At 72.0% G+C, this 16842-nt stretch carries 16 protein-coding genes and 2 pseudogenes; 14 read left to right on the forward strand and 4 right to left on the reverse strand.

Going from position 1 to position 16842, the window contains the following annotated elements:
- The 11 genes and pseudogenes from HMPREF3086_RS19060 to HMPREF3086_RS13385 all read left to right on the forward strand — a co-directional run.
- Window positions 1–239, forward strand: a pseudogene (locus HMPREF3086_RS19060) (hypothetical protein); the annotation flags it as partial.
- Between the two features lie 2 nt (window positions 240–241).
- The gene (gene hemW / locus HMPREF3086_RS13340; RefSeq protein WP_070722375.1) at window positions 242–1453 is read left to right on the forward strand and encodes a radical SAM family heme chaperone HemW; all 1212 of its coding nucleotides are present in this window, start codon (window positions 242–244) and stop codon (window positions 1451–1453) included.
- Between the two features lie 73 nt (window positions 1454–1526).
- Complete coding sequence (gene hrcA / locus HMPREF3086_RS13345) at window positions 1527–2567, forward strand: heat-inducible transcriptional repressor HrcA (protein ID WP_063974049.1); 1041 nt, start codon at window positions 1527–1529, stop codon at window positions 2565–2567.
- A gap of 54 nt (window positions 2568–2621) precedes the next feature.
- Window positions 2622–3782, forward strand: coding sequence for a molecular chaperone DnaJ (gene dnaJ / locus HMPREF3086_RS13350; RefSeq protein ID WP_070722362.1), 1161 nt, complete (start codon window positions 2622–2624; stop codon window positions 3780–3782).
- 45 nt (window positions 3783–3827) lie between these two features.
- Entirely contained in the window at window positions 3828–4625 is a 798-nt protein-coding gene (locus HMPREF3086_RS13355; protein ID WP_070722363.1) for a 16S rRNA (uracil(1498)-N(3))-methyltransferase, read from the forward strand.
- Complete coding sequence (locus HMPREF3086_RS13360) at window positions 4622–5713, forward strand: PhoH family protein (protein WP_070722365.1); 1092 nt, start codon at window positions 4622–4624, stop codon at window positions 5711–5713. Before HMPREF3086_RS13355 ends, HMPREF3086_RS13360 begins: the two co-directional genes overlap by 4 nt.
- Window positions 5710–6192, forward strand: a complete 483-nt coding sequence (ybeY, locus tag HMPREF3086_RS13365; protein ID WP_007626431.1) for an rRNA maturation RNase YbeY — start codon at window positions 5710–5712, stop codon at window positions 6190–6192. Before HMPREF3086_RS13360 ends, ybeY begins: the two co-directional genes overlap by 4 nt.
- A gap of 3 nt (window positions 6193–6195) precedes the next feature.
- A complete protein-coding gene (locus HMPREF3086_RS13370) occupies window positions 6196–7521 on the forward strand; it encodes a hemolysin family protein (RefSeq protein ID WP_070722368.1) in 1326 nt (441 codons plus the stop codon).
- Entirely contained in the window at window positions 7518–8426 is a 909-nt protein-coding gene (gene era, locus HMPREF3086_RS13375; RefSeq protein WP_070722370.1) for a GTPase Era, read from the forward strand. Before HMPREF3086_RS13370 ends, era begins: the two co-directional genes overlap by 4 nt.
- A gap of 123 nt (window positions 8427–8549) precedes the next feature.
- Window positions 8550–9443 (forward strand): DNA repair protein RecO, encoded by an 894-nt coding sequence (gene recO / locus HMPREF3086_RS13380; RefSeq protein WP_070722371.1) that lies wholly within the window; start codon window positions 8550–8552, stop codon window positions 9441–9443.
- A complete protein-coding gene (locus tag HMPREF3086_RS13385; protein ID WP_061913729.1) occupies window positions 9418–10230 on the forward strand; it encodes an isoprenyl transferase in 813 nt (270 codons plus the stop codon). Before recO ends, HMPREF3086_RS13385 begins: the two co-directional genes overlap by 26 nt.
- Window positions 10231–10563: 333 nt before the next feature.
- On the opposite strand, the gene HMPREF3086_RS13390 is transcribed toward HMPREF3086_RS13385, so the two are convergent.
- Both HMPREF3086_RS13390 and HMPREF3086_RS13395 read right to left on the reverse strand, forming a co-directional pair.
- Window positions 10564–10992 (reverse strand): Fur family transcriptional regulator, encoded by a 429-nt coding sequence (locus HMPREF3086_RS13390; RefSeq protein WP_061913731.1) that lies wholly within the window; start codon window positions 10990–10992, stop codon window positions 10564–10566.
- A gap of 4 nt (window positions 10993–10996) precedes the next feature.
- Entirely contained in the window at window positions 10997–11365 is a 369-nt protein-coding gene (locus HMPREF3086_RS13395) for an ArsR/SmtB family transcription factor (RefSeq protein ID WP_043565829.1), read from the reverse strand.
- Between the two features lie 190 nt (window positions 11366–11555).
- Between HMPREF3086_RS13395 and HMPREF3086_RS13400 the strand changes: the two genes are divergently transcribed.
- From HMPREF3086_RS13400 to HMPREF3086_RS13410, 3 genes are read left to right on the forward strand one after another with little or no spacing between them, the layout of a single operon-like run.
- Window positions 11556–12950 carry a glycine--tRNA ligase gene (locus HMPREF3086_RS13400; protein WP_061913756.1) on the forward strand — a complete coding sequence of 465 codons (1395 nt, stop codon included), beginning with the start codon at window positions 11556–11558 and terminating at the stop codon, window positions 12948–12950.
- A gap of 55 nt (window positions 12951–13005) precedes the next feature.
- On the forward strand, window positions 13006–13623 hold the full coding sequence (locus HMPREF3086_RS13405; RefSeq protein WP_063974057.1) for a YdcF family protein: 618 nt from the start codon (window positions 13006–13008) through the stop codon (window positions 13621–13623).
- A 49-nt stretch (window positions 13624–13672) separates the two neighbouring features.
- Complete coding sequence (locus HMPREF3086_RS13410; protein ID WP_061913735.1) at window positions 13673–14935, forward strand: deoxyguanosinetriphosphate triphosphohydrolase; 1263 nt, start codon at window positions 13673–13675, stop codon at window positions 14933–14935.
- 62 nt (window positions 14936–14997) lie between these two features.
- On the opposite strand, the gene HMPREF3086_RS13415 is transcribed toward HMPREF3086_RS13410, so the two are convergent.
- Window positions 14998–16338: a serine hydrolase domain-containing protein gene (locus tag HMPREF3086_RS13415; protein WP_070722373.1), complete on the reverse strand. Its 1341-nt coding sequence runs from the start codon at window positions 16336–16338 to the stop codon at window positions 14998–15000.
- Window positions 16339–16374: 36 nt separating this feature from the next.
- A pseudogene (locus tag HMPREF3086_RS19065) lies at window positions 16375–16842 on the reverse strand (TPM domain-containing protein); the annotation flags it as partial.

The following is a 16842-nucleotide window of genomic DNA, read 5'->3' on the forward strand; positions in this document are numbered from 1 at the left end:
CGGCGACCACGCCCGACGGCGACCCCGGCCCCGATCGGCCGACCGCCGTGCCGGACGCCCCCGCGGGGCCGGGCACCCCCGACGACGCCTCCCGGACACCGACGTACGGCGCGCCTGCGGTTACAGTCCTTGACGACGACGAGCTCTCGGTGACGACGACCCCGCCGATCGAGACGCCGCCCACCCCGGGCACGACAGGAGGTGAGACCGGATCGGACACCGAGACCGGTCAGATGTGACGATCGCGCCACACGACCCGGCCGACCTGGCGGCGACGCCACCGGCCCGCGACCCTGAGGCGCCCTTCGGCATCTACCTCCATGTGCCGTTCTGCTCCACCCGGTGCGGCTACTGCGACTTCAACACCTACACCGCCGGCGAGCTCGGATCGGCGACCTCACCCGTCGACTGGGAACGCGCTGCCGCGATCGAGATCGAGAGGGCCGCGCAGGCGCTGTCCTCCGCCGGCGCGGCCCCGGAGGTCGACACCGTCTTCATCGGCGGCGGCACCCCGTCGCTGGTCGGCGCGGACGTCCTCGTCGGCCTCCTCGCGCGCATCGACGCCGCCTTCGGCCTGGCCCCCGGCGCGGAGGTCACCACGGAGAGCAACCCCGAGTCCACGTCCCCCGAGTTCTTCGCACGCCTGCGCGAGGGTGGGTTCACACGCATCTCGCTGGGCATGCAGTCCACCGCCCCGCACGTCCTGCGCGTCCTCGACCGGGCCCACACCCCCGGTCGGCCGCAGGAGGCGGTCGCCGAGGCCCTGCAGGCGGGGTTCGAGCACGTCAATCTCGACGTCATCTACGGCACGCCGGGGGAGACCGACGACGACCTCGCGCGGACCCTCGACGCGGTGGTCGGCGCCGGGGTCGACCACGTCTCCGCGTACTCGCTGATCGTCGAGGACGGCACCGCCCTGGCCCGCCGGATCCGCCGGGGCGAGATGCCGGGCACCGTCGACGACGTGCTCGCCGACCGATACGAGCAGGTGGCCGACCGCCTCGCCCGGGCGGGGTTCCACTGGTACGAGGTCTCCAACTTCGCCACCGACTCCTCGGCGTACTGCCGCCACAACATGGGCTACTGGCGCGGCGGCGACTGGTGGGGCGTCGGTCCGGGTGCCCACTCCCACGTCGCCGGGGCCCGGTGGTGGAACGTCAAGCACCCCGCGCGCTACGCCGCCGAGTGCGACGCCGGTCGACTCCCCGTCGACGGCGGGGAACTGCTCGACGACTCCGACCGCCACATCGAGCGGATCATGACCGGCCTCCGCCTTGCGGAGGGGCTCGGCGACGAGGCCTTCACCGCGGACGAGCGCGCCCGCGCCGACGAGCGCGTGGCGGCCGGGCTGTTGCGCCGCCGGGCGGCCGACGATCCCGCCGGCCCCGGTTACGCGCTGACCGAGGCGGGCCGTCTGCTCGCCGACGGCGTCGTCCGCGACGTGCTCGTGTGACGCCGCCGACTGGGCCATCAGTGCAGGAACTGGCATAGAATCGGCAGAACAACGGGCACAGGGAGGAGCGGGTATGTCGAGTACGGCCGATCGTAGGACCGAGGTCCTGCGCGCGATCGTCTCCGACTACATCGCCTCCCACGAACCGGTCGGGTCCAAGGCCCTCGTCGACCGCCATTCGCTGGGCGTGTCCAGCGCGACCATCCGCAACGACATGGCGGTGCTCGAGGCCGAGGGGTTCATCGTCCAACCCCACACCAGCTCGGGGCGCGTGCCCACGGAGAAGGGCTACCGTCACTTCGTCGACTCGATCGAGGAGATCACCCCGCTCTCGCGGGCCGAGAAGCGGGCGATCCGGGCGTTCCTCGAGGGCGCGGTCGACCTCGACGACGTGCTCCGGCGCGCCGCACGCCTGCTCTCCCAGCTCACGCGACAGGTCGCCGTCGTGCAGTACCCGGTCCTCGGCCGCTCGACGGTGCGCCACCTCGAGGTGGTGAGCCTGACCCCCACGCGCCTGCTGCTGGTCCTCATCACCGACACCGGCCGTGTCGACCAGCGGACGGTCGAGCTGGCCGCCCCGCTCACCGACGAGCACCTCGCCGAGCTGCGCGGCCTGCTGTCCGAGGCCGTCGCCGACAAGCGCCTGTCCGACGCCTCGGACGCCCTGGCCGCGACCGGCGAGCGTGCCCGGCCCGAATACCGCGACGCCGTGGAGCGCTGCGTGACCGTACTGGTGGAGACGCTCGTCGAGCACCCCGACGACCGCATCGTCCTGGGCGGCACCGCCAACCTCACCCGCAGCGCCGCCGACTTCGACGGCTCCCTGCGCTCGGTCCTCGAGGCCCTCGAGGAGCAGGTGGTGATCCTGCGACTGCTCACCGCCGCGCACTCCGTGGGCCGGGGCGGCCCCGGCGGGGTGACCGTGCAGATCGGCGAGGAGACCCAGGCCGCCGAGATCCGCGGTGCCTCGGTGGTGTCCTCGCAGTACGGCGCGGAGGGGCAGACGTTCGGCGGGATGGGGGTGCTCGGACCCACTCGGATGGACTACCCGGGAACAATCGCCTCGGTCGCCGCTGTTGCCCACTACGTGGGCGAGCTCCTCACCGGGCGCTGACGCCCGTACGCTGCCTCCCGGCAACCAGAACTTCCTCACGACGAAAGGCCACACGTGTCACGCGACTACTACGGGACCCTCGGGGTCGATAGGGGCGCCTCGGAGTCCGAGATCAAGCGCGCCTACCGCAAGCTCGCCCGCGAGCTCCACCCCGACGTCAACCCGTCGGACGAGGCGCGTGAGAAGTTCAGCGAGATCACCGCGATCTACGAGGTCCTCACCGACCCGGAGAAGCGCCGCATCGTCGACATGGGCGGCGACCCGCTCGACTCGTCCGGCGGTGGCGGTGGCTACGGCGGCGGTTTCGGCGGGGGCTTCGGCAGCGGCGGACTCGGCGACGTCTTCGAGGCGTTCTTCGGCGGCGGGGCCGGAGGCGGTGGACGCGGCCCCCGCAGTCGCGTCCAGCCCGGTTCCGACGCACTCATCCGCGTCACCCTCGGCCTGGACGAGTGCGCCACCGGCGTCACCAAGGAGATCCAGGTCGACACCGCCGTGCTGTGCGAGACGTGCCATGGCAAGGGCTCGGCCAGCGACAAGCCGCCGGCCACCTGCGGGATGTGCCAGGGCCAGGGTGAGATCCAGTCCGTCCAGCGATCGCTCCTGGGCAACATCATGACCAGTCGCCCCTGCCCGACCTGCGCGGGTACGGGCGAGATCATCACCGACCCGTGTGGTGAGTGCACCGGCCAGGGCCGCGTCCGCAAGCGCCGCACCGTCTCGGCCAAGATCCCCGCCGGCGTCGGCGGCGGCATGCGCATCCGCCTGGCGGGGCAGGGCGAGGTCGGCCCCGGCGGCGGGCCGGCCGGCGACCTCTACATCGAGGTCAACGAGCGCACCCACCCGGTGTTCGTCCGCGACGGCGAGGACCTGCACTGCACGGTCCGCGTGCCGGTGGTCGACGCCATGCTCGGCGGCGAGGTCGAGCTCGAGACGGTGGTGGGCGAACCCCTGCAGATCGAGATCCCGGCCGGCACGCAGCCCGGCCACACCGTCACCCTCACCGGGCGCGGCATGCCCCGCGTCCGCGGTGGTGGCGCGGGTGACCTGACGGTTCACATGGAGGTCGTCATCCCGGAGAGGCTGGACCGCAAGCGCCGCGACCTCGTGGAGCAGCTGCGCCGCCTCGATGGTGACTCGGCCGAGGTCGTCAACGAGGACACCGCCCGCCGCGGTGGCCTGTTCTCCCGCCTGCGCGACGCCGTCGCCGGGCACTGAGCCGCCGAGACACGACACCCGAGAACCCCGGATACCGAGCCGCCCGTGACCCCCTCCCTGTTCCGCGCCGACACCGTCCCCGCAGTCGGCGAGACGGTCGTGCTCGACGGCCCCGAGGGCCGGCACGCCGGATCGGCGCTGCGGGTCCGCCCGGGGGAGGCGATCCGGGTCGGTGACGGCCGGGGCGCGGTGGCGGACTGTGTGGTGACGACGACGAGCTCCGGCCGCGTCGAGGCCGAGGTCGTCACCCGGGTCGACGTGCCACGCCCGACACCGGAGGTCACCGTCGTCCAGGCCCTGCCGAAGTCCGAGCGGTCGGAACTGGCCGTCGAACTCGCCACGGAGGCCGGCGCCGACCGAATCGTGCCGTGGCAGGCGGACCGCTGCGTGAGCCGGTGGACCGGCCCCAAGGTGGACAAGGGCCGCACCAAGTGGACCAACGCCGCCCGGGCCGCCGCCAAACAGTCCCGCCGGGCCTGGGAGCCGGAGATCGGCGACCTCGTCGACTCCACCGCGCTCGCCGCCCTCGTCGCCGCCGAGGTCGAGGGCGGGGCCAGCGCACTCGTCCTGCACGAGGAGGGCGCCGCCGGGTTCGCCGACGCGGTGACGGCGGGACCGACGGGGGAGCGGGTCCTCGTCGTCGTCGGCCCCGAGGGCGGGGTCTCCGACGCCGAACTCGACGGCCTCACCGCCGCCGGCGCCCGCCCGGTCGTCCTGGGCCCCGAGGTCCTCCGGACCTCGACCGCCGCGACGGTGGCGTTGGCCGCACTCGGCGTTCTCACCCCGAGATGGGCGGCCGCGCGGTCTACACTCGACCCAACCGCACCACGACACGGGAAGTGATCCACGTAAGCACCCCAGGAAACGACGCAGTCCCCGACCCCGGCGCCCCCACCGGCGGCGACCAGCGCGACCCCGGCGACACCCCCGCCCGCACGGCGGTCCAACTCGACCCCGACCTGGCGATGGCGGTGCTCGGCGCCGCCGACGCCAACCTCCGCGCCCTCGAGGACCTGCTCGCCGCCGACCTGCACGTACGCGGCGGCACCATGACCATCTCCGGGGAGCCGCCCGACGTCGACCGCGCCTCCCGCGTCGTGTCCGACCTGCTGCGGCAGGCGCGCAGGGGAATGGAGATCACCCCGGCGTCCGTGCGGCGCTCGGTGGAGATCCTCGCCGACTCCGGACCGCTCACGCCCGAGGAGGTCCTCGGTACCGACGTGCTGTCCCGCCGCGGCGGCATGATCCGGCCCAAGACGCTGGGGCAGAAGCGCTACGTCGACGCGATCGACGACCACACCATCGTGTTCGGCCTCGGACCCGCCGGTACCGGCAAGACCTACCTCGCCATGGCCAAGGCCGTCGCCGCGCTACGCGCCAAGGAGGTCAGTCGCATCATCCTCACCCGGCCCGCGGTCGAGGCGGGAGAGCGGTTGGGCTACCTGCCCGGCACCCTGCACGAGAAGATCGACCCGTACCTGCGGCCGCTGTACGACTCGCTGCACGACATGATGGACCCCGAGGCGATCCCCAAGCTCATGGCGGCCGGGGTGATCGAGGTGGCGCCGCTGGCGTACATGCGCGGCCGCACGCTCAACGACTCGTTCATCATCCTCGACGAGGCGCAGAACACCACGCCCGAGCAGATGAAGATGTTCCTCACCCGCCTGGGCTTCGGCTCCAAGATCGTCGTCACCGGCGACATCACCCAGATCGACCTGCCCGGCGGGCAGCGCTCCGGCCTCAAGGTCGTGCGCGACATCCTCTCCGGCGTCGACGACATCCACTTCTCCGAGCTCACGTCCCGCGACGTGATCCGGCACGCCCTCGTCGGCCGGATCGTCGACGCCTACGCCAAGCACGAAGCCCGCCTCGAACGGGGCGACCGACCCACCACCGCACACAGGAACAGGGAGCAGCGCCGACGATGAGTATCGAGGTCGCCAACGAGTCGGGCGTGGAGGTCGACGAGGCCGAGCTCATCGACGTGGCCGCGTTCGTGATCGCCCGGATGGACGTGCACCCGGCCGCCGAACTGTCGATCACGCTCGTCGACAAGGACACCATGGCCGACCTCCACGTCACGTGGATGAACCTGCCCGGCCCCACCGACGTGATGAGCTTCCCCATGGACGAGCTCACCCCCGGCGGCCGCCCCGACCTGCCCGAGCCCGGCCCCGCCATGCTCGGCGACATCGTCCTGTGCCCGGCGTTCGCCGCCGACCAGGCCGCCAGCTCCGGTCACCCGCTCGCGCACGAGCTCGCCCTGCTCACGGTCCACGGGTGCCTGCACCTGCTGGGCTACGACCACGCCGAGCCCGCCGAGGAGCGCGAGATGTTCGGCCTGCAGAACGAGCTCTTGGGCGAGTGGTACGACCACCGCGACGAGTCCCCGAGAGTGGACGCCTGAGACGTGGACGCCACCATCTACACGGCCATCGCGGCCGTGGTGCTCATCCCCGTCGCCGGCCTGTTCGCCGCCCTCGACGCCGCCCTGAGCACGGTCTCCGTGGCGCGCGTCGAGGAGATGGCCAAGGAGAACCGCTACGGCGCTGCCCGTCTGGCCAGGATGCTCGACGCCCGCCCGCGGTACATCAACGTCGCCGTCCTGCTGCACATGCTCAGCCTCATCGGCGCCGCCGTGCTGTTCACCGTGGTGTTCGACGAGCTCATCGACTCCCGCGCCTGGGCCCTGGTCACCGCGGTCGTCGTGACCACCGTCGCCGCGTACATCGTCGCCGGGGTCGGGCCCCGCACCCTCGGGCGCCAGCACGCCTACACGCTCGCCCTGGGCGCGTCGACGCCGCTGACCGTGACCGGGGTCGTCCTGGGCCCCGTCGCGACCCTGCTGGTCGGCCTCGGCAACGCCGTCACCCCCGGCGGCGGTTTCCGCAACGGGCCCTTCGCCTCCGAGATCGAGCTGCTCGAGATCGTCGACATGGCCCGCGAGCGCGGCGTCGTGGCCGACGACGAGTCCCGCATGATCCAGTCGGTCTTCGAACTGGGAGACACGACCGCCCGCGAGGTCATGACCCCCCGCACCGAGATGGTGTGGATCGAGTCCGACAAGACCGTCGGCCAGGCCGCGCGGCTCACCGTCAAGTCCGGCTACTCCCGCATCCCCGTGGTCGACGGGGACAACTCCGACAACGTGGTGGGCGTGGTCTACCTCCGCGACATCGTGGCCCGCCTCGACGACCCCGACGGGCGCGCCGCCCCCGTCGCCGAGGTGATGCGCCCGGCGGTGTTCGTGCCCGACGCCAAGCGGATCGACGACCTGCTGGCCGAGATGCAGCGCGACCACAATCACCTGGCGATCCTCGTCGACGAGTACGGCGGCACCGCCGGACTCGTGTCGATCGAGGACATCCTCGAGGAGATCGTCGGCGAGATCGTCGACGAGTACGACACCACCGAGGTCCCGCCCGTCGAGGACCTGGGCGACGGCCGCTACCGGCTGTCCGCCCGGCTCGGGCTCGACGAGGTCGCGGACCTGTTCGACATCGAGTTCCCCGACGAGGTGTCCGAGGAGGTCGAGACCGTCGGCGGGCTGCTCGCCCTCGAGCTCGGCCGCGTCCCCCTGCCCGGGGCGCACATCGTCTCCAGCGGTCTCGACCTGCGGGCCGAGGGCGGCCACGACCGACGCGGGCGGGTGAAGGTGGTCACCGTGGTGGCCACGCCCACTGAGACCGATGACGACGACACCGACGACCATCCCCGGCGCGAGGACAATCGATGAGTACTCCCGAGAACTACCGCAGCGGGTTCGTCAGTTTCGTGGGCCGGCCCAACACGGGCAAGTCCACCCTGACCAACGCGCTGGTGGGCGAGAAGATCGCCATCACCTCCGCCAAACCCCAGACCACGCGGCACGCCATCCGCGGCATCGTCCACCGGCCCGACGCGCAGATCATCCTCGTCGACACCCCGGGCCTGCACCGCCCGCGCACACTGCTCGGGGAACGGCTCAACGCGCTGGTCGAGGACACCTACTCCGACGTCGATCTCATCGGCCTGTGCATCCCCGCCGGCGAGCGGATCGGCCCCGGCGACCGCTGGATCCTCGAACAGGTCCGCAAACTGTGCCCGACCACGCCGCTCCTGGGGCTGGTGACCAAGATCGACACGGTCTCCAAGCAGAAGGTCATGGAGCAGCTCGTCGCCGTCTCCGAGCTCCTCGGGCCGGACTCCGAGGTCGTGCCGGTCTCGGCCGCGTCGGGTGAGCAGGTCGACGTGGTGGCGGACGTCATCGCCTCACTGCTGCCCGAGGGGCCGCAGTTCTACCCGGACGACGTGGTGACCGAGGAGTCCGACGAGACCCGCATGGCCGAGCTCATCCGCGAGGCGGCCCTCGAGGGCGTGCGCGATGAGCTGCCGCACTCGATCGCGGTGACCATCGAGGAGGTCCTGCCGCACGAGGGCCGTGACGACATGGTGGACGTCCACGCCATCGTCTACGTCGAGCGGCAGAGCCAGAAGTCGATCGTGCTCGGCAAGGGCGGGTCCCGCATGCGCGAGGTGGGCACCCGCGCCCGCGCCGGCATCGAGCAGCTCCTCGGTACCAAGGTGTACCTCGACCTGCATGTCAAGGTCCTCAAGGAGTGGCAGCGCGATCCCAAGATGCTGGGGCGCCTGGGCTTCTAGCCCGCCAGTGGGACAATGGACACCGAGCCGTGCGATGCGCGTCGTTCCGCGTGGTCGTGCGGGTGATCGATACGGCGCGGGCGAACACTACGGCGCGGGCGAACGACACGGAAGGAGGCCCGGGTGCATCCCTTCACCGACACGGGCCTCGTCGTGCGCACCTACGACCTGGGCGAGGCCGACCGCATCGTCACCCTGCTGACCGAACGTCACGGCCTCGTCCGCGCCGTGGCCCGCGCCGTACGGCGCACCCGCTCCCGCATGGGCGCCAGCCTCGAGCCGTTCGCGGTGGTGGAGGTGCAGATCGCCCCGGGACGCGGCAGCAGCGGGCTGGGGACGGTCCGCCAGGCCACCAGCCGCGAGTCCCTCGCCCGTCCGCTCGTCGCGGACTACCCCGCGTACACGTCCGGCTGTGTGGTGCTGGAGACCGCTGAACGCCTGGCCGGCGAGGAGGGTGCTCCCACTCCGCGGTTGCTCGGCCTCGCCGTCGGCGCCCTGCGCTCCCTCGCCGAGCACCGCCGCACGCCGGGGCTGGTCGCCGACGCGTTCCTCCTGCGCGCCATGGCCGCCTCCGGCTGGAAACCCGTCCTGGACTGCTGCGTGCGCTGCGGGGCCGTCGGCCCGCACCGGGCGTTCCACGTCGCGTCCGGCGGCACCGTGTGCGTGCACTGCCGGCCGCAGGGGTGTGCAATGCTCTCGCCGGGCGTCGCCGAGCACCTGTCCGCGCTGCTGGCGGGGCGGTGGGACGCCGTCGGGCTGTCCTCGCCCGCGGTCGTCCGGCAGGCCTCCGGCATCGCGGCCGCGCACCTGCAGTGGCATCTCGAGCGCGACCTGCGCAGCCTGCCGCTGGTCGACCGCGGGCTGATCGGCGCGGATGTCGACGGAGTCGTCGCCGCTCGTCCTGATTCCGCTCGGCCCGTCGATGCGGCCTGGCCCGTCGATGCGGCCCGGCCCGCCGATTCCGCCCCCGTCATCCCCGTTGAGGAGCCCCGTGCCCGGACTACCCAGATTCCGTAAGCGTTCCGCGCCGCAGGCGGCCACGGTCCGGCCGCCGACCCCGCATCCGTCGGGGGCGCGGCCGCCGGCCATCCCCGCCGAGTTCGTGCCCGGCCACGTCGCGCTGGTCATGGACGGCAACGGGCGCTGGGCGCAGGAGCGCGGTCTGCCCCGCACCGAGGGGCACAAGCGCGGCGAGGCCGTACTGATGGACGTGGTCCAGGGGTGCATCGAGATGGGCATCCCGTACCTGTCCGCGTACGCGTTCTCCACCGAGAACTGGAAGCGCAGCCCGGAGGAGGTGCGGTTCCTCATGGGCTTCAACCGCGACGTCCTGCGGCGACGTCGCGACGAGATGCACGCCCTCGGGGTGCGCGTGCGGTGGGCCGGCCGGCGACCGCGGCTGTGGGGGTCGGTCATCAAAGAGCTCGAGGAGGCGGAAGAGCTCACCCGCGACAACACGGTCATGACCCTGGCCATGTGCGTGAACTACGGCGGCCGGGCCGAGATCGTCGACGCCGCGCGCGACATCGCCCGCCGTGTGGCCGCCGGCGAGCTGGGGCCCGACGACATCACCGAGGAGAACTTCGCCGACTTCCTCGACGAGCCCGACATGCCGGACGTCGACCTGTTCCTGCGCCCGTCGGGGGAGCTGCGCACGTCGAATTTCCTGCTGTGGCAGAGCGCGTACGCCGAGTTCGTCTTCCAGGACACCTTGTTCCCGGACTTCGATCGCCGAGACCTGTGGGCGGCCTGCCTGGAGTACGCGGAACGCGACCGGCGCTTCGGCGGCGTCGCCCCGGCCTGACGGCGGAGGCTCGTACTCCCGCCGCCAGGCCGCGCATGCCACGCAGCCGCCCCCGGGGCTGGCGTCTCGCTTCCTGGGATGGCGTTTCGCTCCTGAACTTGGCGTCTCGCTCGGGCGGGTTCCGCGCAGCCGCTCCTGGGGATGGCGTCTCGCTCTCGAGCCTGGCGTCTCGCGCGTGGGCATGCCGCGCAGCCGCTCCCGCGGATGGCGTCTCGCGCCTACGGATGTACGCCCGGGAGACAGCCGCGCGCGGGCATGGCGTCTCGCCTGCGCATCGGTACGCGCCAGACGACATGGCGGCGGGCGGCTGTGGCCGGGCGGGCCTGCGGCGGCTCAGTCGGCGGTGGGCTCGGCCCCGGCCTCGGCGCACCGTGCGCAGACGCCGAACAGCTCGACCGTGTGACTGACTTCGGTGAACCCGTGGGCCCGGCCCGCGCGGTGCGCCCACACCTCGACCCCCGGTTCCTCGACCTCCACGGTGAACCCACAGATCCGGCACACCAGGTGATGGTGGTGCGAGTCGGAGCACTTGCGGAAGATCAGCTCTCCGGAGTCGGTGCGCAACACGTCGACGGCGCCGGCGTCGGCCATCGACTGCAGGGTCCGGTACACGGTGGTGAGCCCGATCGTGTCGCCTCGATCGCGCAGCTCGGCGTGCAGGTCCTGCGCTGAACGGAAACCTTTGGACTCGTCGAGGAGACCCGAGATCGCGCTGCGCTGTCGGGTGGAGCGCACGCCGATGGGCCTGCGGGAAGAGGTCATGGCCCTACTGCTCCCCGGCGTGCCCGACGGCCGCCTCGACGATGTTGAGCATGTGCCCGTCGAGCAGCTCGTAGCGCATCTCGCGTCCCTGCCGGTGGGACGAGACCACGCCCGAGGACTTGAGCACACGCAGGTGCTGGCTCACCAGTGGCTGGGCGACCCCCAGAGCGTCGACGAGTTCGTGGACGCACCGCGGCCCCTCCCGCAGCTGCAGGACGATCGCGATGCGCAGCGGCGCGGACAGGGCCCGCAGGAGCTCCCCCGCCGCGGACACCACACGGTCGGGCGGGAGGGGGACCGGGACGGCCCTGTGGTCGGAGTCGTGGACGTCCGCGACCGGTTGGGGACCGGTCGATCGGGGTCCGGGTGCCATCGTCTCCACCTTCCGGGCTCGAGGTCGTACTCGGTCGCCGCCGGCGCCGTGTCGGGTAGGGGACCCCAGTATCCCAGACCCGTGGGGTCGACCGGATACCCTGGTGAGAAGTGCCCGGGCGCAGGCCCGCGCCGAGGTGGTCCACCCCGACACCTCCGCCAACCGACTCATCAGAGGGAGAACCCCCGACGTGGCATCCTCAGCGTCCGTCATCGACACCGTCGTCAATCTCTGCAAGCGCCGGGGACTGGTGTACCAGTGTGGCGAGATCTACGGCGGGACGCGCTCGGCGTGGGACTACGGCCCCCTGGGCGTGGAGCTCAAGGACAACATCAAGAAGCAGTGGTGGCGCACGTTCGTCACGGGCCGCGAGGACGTCGTGGGCTTGGACTCCTCGATCATCCTGCCCCGCCAGGTGTGGCAGGCCTCGGGCCACGTCGAGACCTTCACGGATCCGCTCGTGGAGTGCCGCAACTGCCACACCCGCCTGCGTCAGGACCACCTGCAGGAGGCGTACGCCGCCAAAAAGAAGCTCGACTCGGTGGCCGACGCCCCGATGACCGAGATCGCGTGCCCCAACTGCGGCACCAAGGGGCAGTGGACCGATCCGCAGCTGTTCTCCGGCCTGATGAAGACGTACCTCGGCCCCGTGGACAACGAGACCGGCCTGCACTACCTGCGTCCGGAGACCGCGCAGGGCATCTTCATCAACTACAAGAACGTCATGACCACGGCCCGGCGTAAGCCGCCGTTCGGCATCGGTCAGATCGGCAAGGCGTTCCGCAACGAGATCACCCCCGGCAACTTCATCTTCCGCACCCGCGAGTTCGAGCAGATGGAGATCGAGTTCTTCGTCAAGCCCGATGAGGCCGACGAGTGGTTCAAGCGCTGGGTCGAGGACTGCTGGGACTGGTTCGTCGACCTGGGCATCGACCCGGAGAACATGCGCCGCTTCGACGTCCCCGACGACGAGCGCGCGCACTACTCGGCGGGCACCATCGACTTCGAGTACAAGTTCGGGTTCTCCGGCAACGAGTGGGGCGAACTCATGGGCGTCGCCAACCGCACCGACTACGACCTGACCCAGCACCAGACCCACTCCGGTGAGGATCTGCAGTACTTCGACCAGGCCTCGGGCGAGAAGTACGTGCCCTACGTCATCGAGCCGAGCTTCGGTCTGACCCGGTCGCTCATGGCGTTCCTCATCGACGCCTACACCGAGGACGAGGCCCCCAACGCCAAGGGCGGCGTGGACACCCGCACGGTGCTCAAGCTGGACCGCCGGCTCGCGCCGATCAAAGCCGCGGTGCTGCCGCTGTCCCGCAACGCCGACCTGTCTCCCAAGGCCCGAGACCTGGCGGCCCAGCTGCGGAAGAACTGGAACGTGGACTTCGACGATGCGCAGGCGATCGGCCGACGCTACCGTCGCCACGACGAGATCGGCACCCCGTTCTGCATCACCGTGGACTTCGACACGCTCGAGGACCAGGCCGTCACGATCCGCGAGCGCGACACCATGGCGCAGGAACGCGTGGCCATCGACCAGGTGGAGGGGTACCTCGCCCAGCGCCTGATCGGGTGCTGACGGGCGCCCCTGGCACACTGGTCGGGTGAGAAGTTCCGGGTCCCCGCTCCGCGCGGTGTCCAGGGCCGTCAGCTGGGTCCTGACCATCGCACTGCTGTTGTGCCTGGTCATCCCCGGGTTCATCGCGTTCCGCGTCTGGCACGTCGCGCGGATCGATGACCGCACGCCGGCGGACGCGATCGTCGTGCTGGGGGCCGCCCAGTACAACGGCGTACCGACCCCGGTGTTCCAGGCGCGACTCGAACACGCGGCCCTGCTGTACGACGAGGGGGTCGCGCCGCAGATCATCACGGTCGGCGGTGGTCAGCCCGGTGACCTGTACACCGAGGCCGGGTCCGGCCGGGCCTATCTGACCCGGCTGGGCGTGCCCCCCGAGGCCGTCCTGGCGGTGGAGACCGGAACGAACACCGAGGGCAGCCTGGACGCCGTGGCGCAGACGGTGCGTGACCAGGGCGGACAGTCGGTGGTGTTGGTCAGCGACCCCACGCACTCGTACCGCTCGCGGATGATGGCCCGCGATGCCGGACTGGACGCGTGGACCTCACCGACCCGGCACGGGCCGGCGGTGTGGACCCGCGAGAACCAGATCATGAGCATCATCCGGGAGACCGGCGCGGTGCTCTGGTACCAGTACCACCGGATCGTCGGTAGCGATGTGGACTTCCCGGGATGAGCCGGCGACCCGGGGACGACGGGGGCGGCGACGCCCGGAGGGGACGGGCATGACGGGTTACGCGTACGAGGCGGCGGACGCCGAGCGGCGCGTGGACGAGGGGGCGGGACGCGCCCGGGGCAAGGCCAGTGAGCGCAGTCCGTTCGACCGCGACCGCGCCCGCGTCCTGCACTCGGCTGCACTGCGACGACTCGCCGACAAGACCCAGGTGGTGGGCCCCGGTGACGGGGACACCCCGCGCACCCGGCTCACCCATTCGCTCGAGGTGGCGCAGATCTCGCGCAGCATCGCCGCAGGTCTGGGCTGCGACCCGGACCTGGCGGACCTCGCGGGTCTGAGTCACGACATCGGCCATCCCCCCTACGGCCACAACGGCGAGCGTGCTCTGGACGAGGTCGCCCGCTCCTTCGGCGGTTACGAGGGCAACGCGCAGACCGTGCGGATCCTGTCCCGGCTCGAGCCCAAGGTCGTCGACGGGGACGGTCGCGGGGTGGGGCTGAACCTCACCCGCGCCGCCCTCGACGCGGCCACCAAGTACCCGTGGCTGCCGCGGGAGGGGACGCGGAAGTTCGGTGCCTACCCCGACGACGCCGACACCCTCGCGTGGATCCGGCAGGGCGCGCCCGGGGACACCCGGTGCCTGGAGGCTCAGATCATGGACTTCTCCGACGACGTGGCCTACTCGGTGCACGACGTGGAGGACGCGATCGTCGCCGGCCGACTGGACCTGCGATCGCTGACGGACCGGTCGGAGGTCGCCGCGCTCGCCGAGCTGGGCGCGGCCGAGTTCCGCGGCCCGGACACCGACCAGTTGGAGCAGGCCGCCGGGCGCCTGGGTTCGCTCGAGGTGGTCCGTGCGGTGCAGCCGTTCGACGAGAGCTTCGCCGGGTTCGTCGCGCTCAAGGCCCTCACCAGCGAGCTGGTCGGCCGCTTCGTCATGCCCGCCATCCATGCGACCCGCGAGGTGCACGGCGCGAAGCCGCACGGTCGCTACAGTGCCGATCTCGAGGTGCCGGTCGAGGTCGAGGCCGAGGTCGTCATGCTCAAGACGATGGCCGTCCGCTACGTGATGAGCGATCCGGGGCACCGCCTGAGGCAGGACCGGCAGCGCGACCGGATCCACCGGGTCGCGGAGTTCCTGGCGCAGTCCGCGCCGGCGGGACTCGATCCGGTGCTGCGGCCGCTGTGGGACGCGGCCCCCGACGACGCTGCGCGCATGCGGGTCATCGTCGATCAGATCGCCCTGTACACCGAGAGCCGCCTCGAGCGTGTCGACCGCGCGAGCGCCGGCATCCAGGCCGCCTGGGGCTGACCCCGGGATCCGCGGCTGCCATTCGGCGGGCGCGGCGACCGACCGAGGCGGGCACCCGTCGGTCAGCCGACCGCGCGTGCGACCTCGCCGACCAGCCGGTCCACGCCCACCTCGTCGAGGCTTGAGCCGGGGGTGAATCCCGTGCGCACCACTACGAGATCGGCCGAGGGGACCACCACGACGTACTGCCCGTCGTGACCGGACGCCCAGTAGGCATCGGCCGGCATCCGGTCGAACCGGAGCGGGCCACCGTCACCGGCCTGGTTGAGCCACCACTGGGCGCCGTAGGGCTCGGGTTCGCCGCCGGCCGCGACGCCCGTGGTCGCGTAGTCCATCCACCCCTCTGGAAGGAGCCGCTGTCCGTCCACCTCGCCGTCGTCCATCACGAACTGACCGAACCGCGCCCAGTCCCGGGGACTCGCCCACAGGTACGAGCTGCACACCGACCCGCCGGACGCGTCGGCCTCGAGGACGGCGCTGCGCATGCCGAGCGGGCGGAACAGCAACTCCTCGGCCATCTCGGGTCCCATCCCGGTCCGCTCGTGCAGGAGGTCGCAGAGGATGTTGGTGGTGCCGGAGGAGTACTGGCGGTACTCACCCGGGTTGTGGGCGGGCCGCTGGGACGCGGCGTAGTCGGCCATGTCCGGCTCGAGGTAGAGCATCCGGGTGACCGGGGTGCCGAGGTCGTACTCCTCGTCCCACTCGAGGCCGGAGGTCATGCGCAGCAGGTGGTCGAGTGAGATCCGCGCCCGCTCGTCGGTCCACTCGGGGCGGAGCGCGGTGGTGGCCGGGTCGAGGTCGGCGTCGGGGAATTCGAGCTGCGCACGCCCGACGAGCGTGGAGGCCACGCTCTTGGCCATGGACCAGCCGAGCTGGCGGGTGTCGGGGCCGAAACCGTCGGCGTACCACTCGTCGAGGATCTCGCCGCGATGGACGACGACGAGGCCCCGCGTCCCCTCGTGCGCCGCGGTCTCCTCGAGGGTCGCGGAGACCTCGTCCGGGACGTCGGTCGCCTCGGCGAGCCGGACGCCCGGGCCGCCGTCCTCGCGCAGCGGCGGGGGCGGCTCAGCGCTCTCGGCTCCCGCGGCGCGGCCACCGAGGGCGCAGCCGTGCTCGGAGACGTGCGCGGTCTGCCGGAAGCCGATCCCGAGCACGGAGGCGGTGGCGGTCCCGGCCTCGTCGTCGATCGCCGTGCGCAGGTAGGGCACGAGCGGGTTGGGCGGCAGGTCGGACTCGTGGTCCTCGCGCCCGACGAGGAAGTGCAGGGCGCACGCGTTGTGCGCGGCGTATCCGGTGCCGGTGAGCAGCAGGGGGCGGAAGTACACGCCGGCCGCGACCACGGCGCCGACCAGGAGGACGAGGACCACGAACACCGCGATGAGCACTTTCCGCCGACGTGTCATGAACAGAGAGGGTAGCCAGCGGGTCCGACAGCGCGGTCAGAACCGCCCGCCCGCACCTCCGCCGCCCCAGCCGCCCGCTCCGCCGCCGGAGAATCCGCCGCCCCCGAAGCCCCTGCCGAATCCACCGCCGCCCCCGAGGCCGCCGCCCCAGCTGGAGCCCGAGCCGAAGCTGGACCCGGCGCCGCGCGTCATGCCCTGGATGAGGGCGCCCGCGATCATGCCGCCGACGAGGGCGCCGGTGCCGGAACCGCCGCGCCCGCCGCGCCCGTAGGGGCCGTACGGGCCTCCGTAGCGGCCGGTGTACTGCGGCCGTGAGGCGTCGTCCTGGGCGAGCCGCAGCGCCTCGCGGGCGAGGTTGAGCGCCCGGTCGGCGGCGGGGAACGCGGCCGGACCGACCGTGGCCTCGGCCGTGGCGAGGGAGTTCTTCGCCGAGGCGAGCCGGGTGCGGGCGGCCTGACCGATCACGTACGAGCGGCTGCCGATGAAGTCGTCGGCCTCGCGGAC

Source organism: Dietzia sp. HMSC21D01, assembly GCF_001815995.1.
GTDB classification, from domain to species: Bacteria; Actinomycetota; Actinomycetes; order Mycobacteriales; family Mycobacteriaceae; genus Dietzia; species Dietzia cinnamea.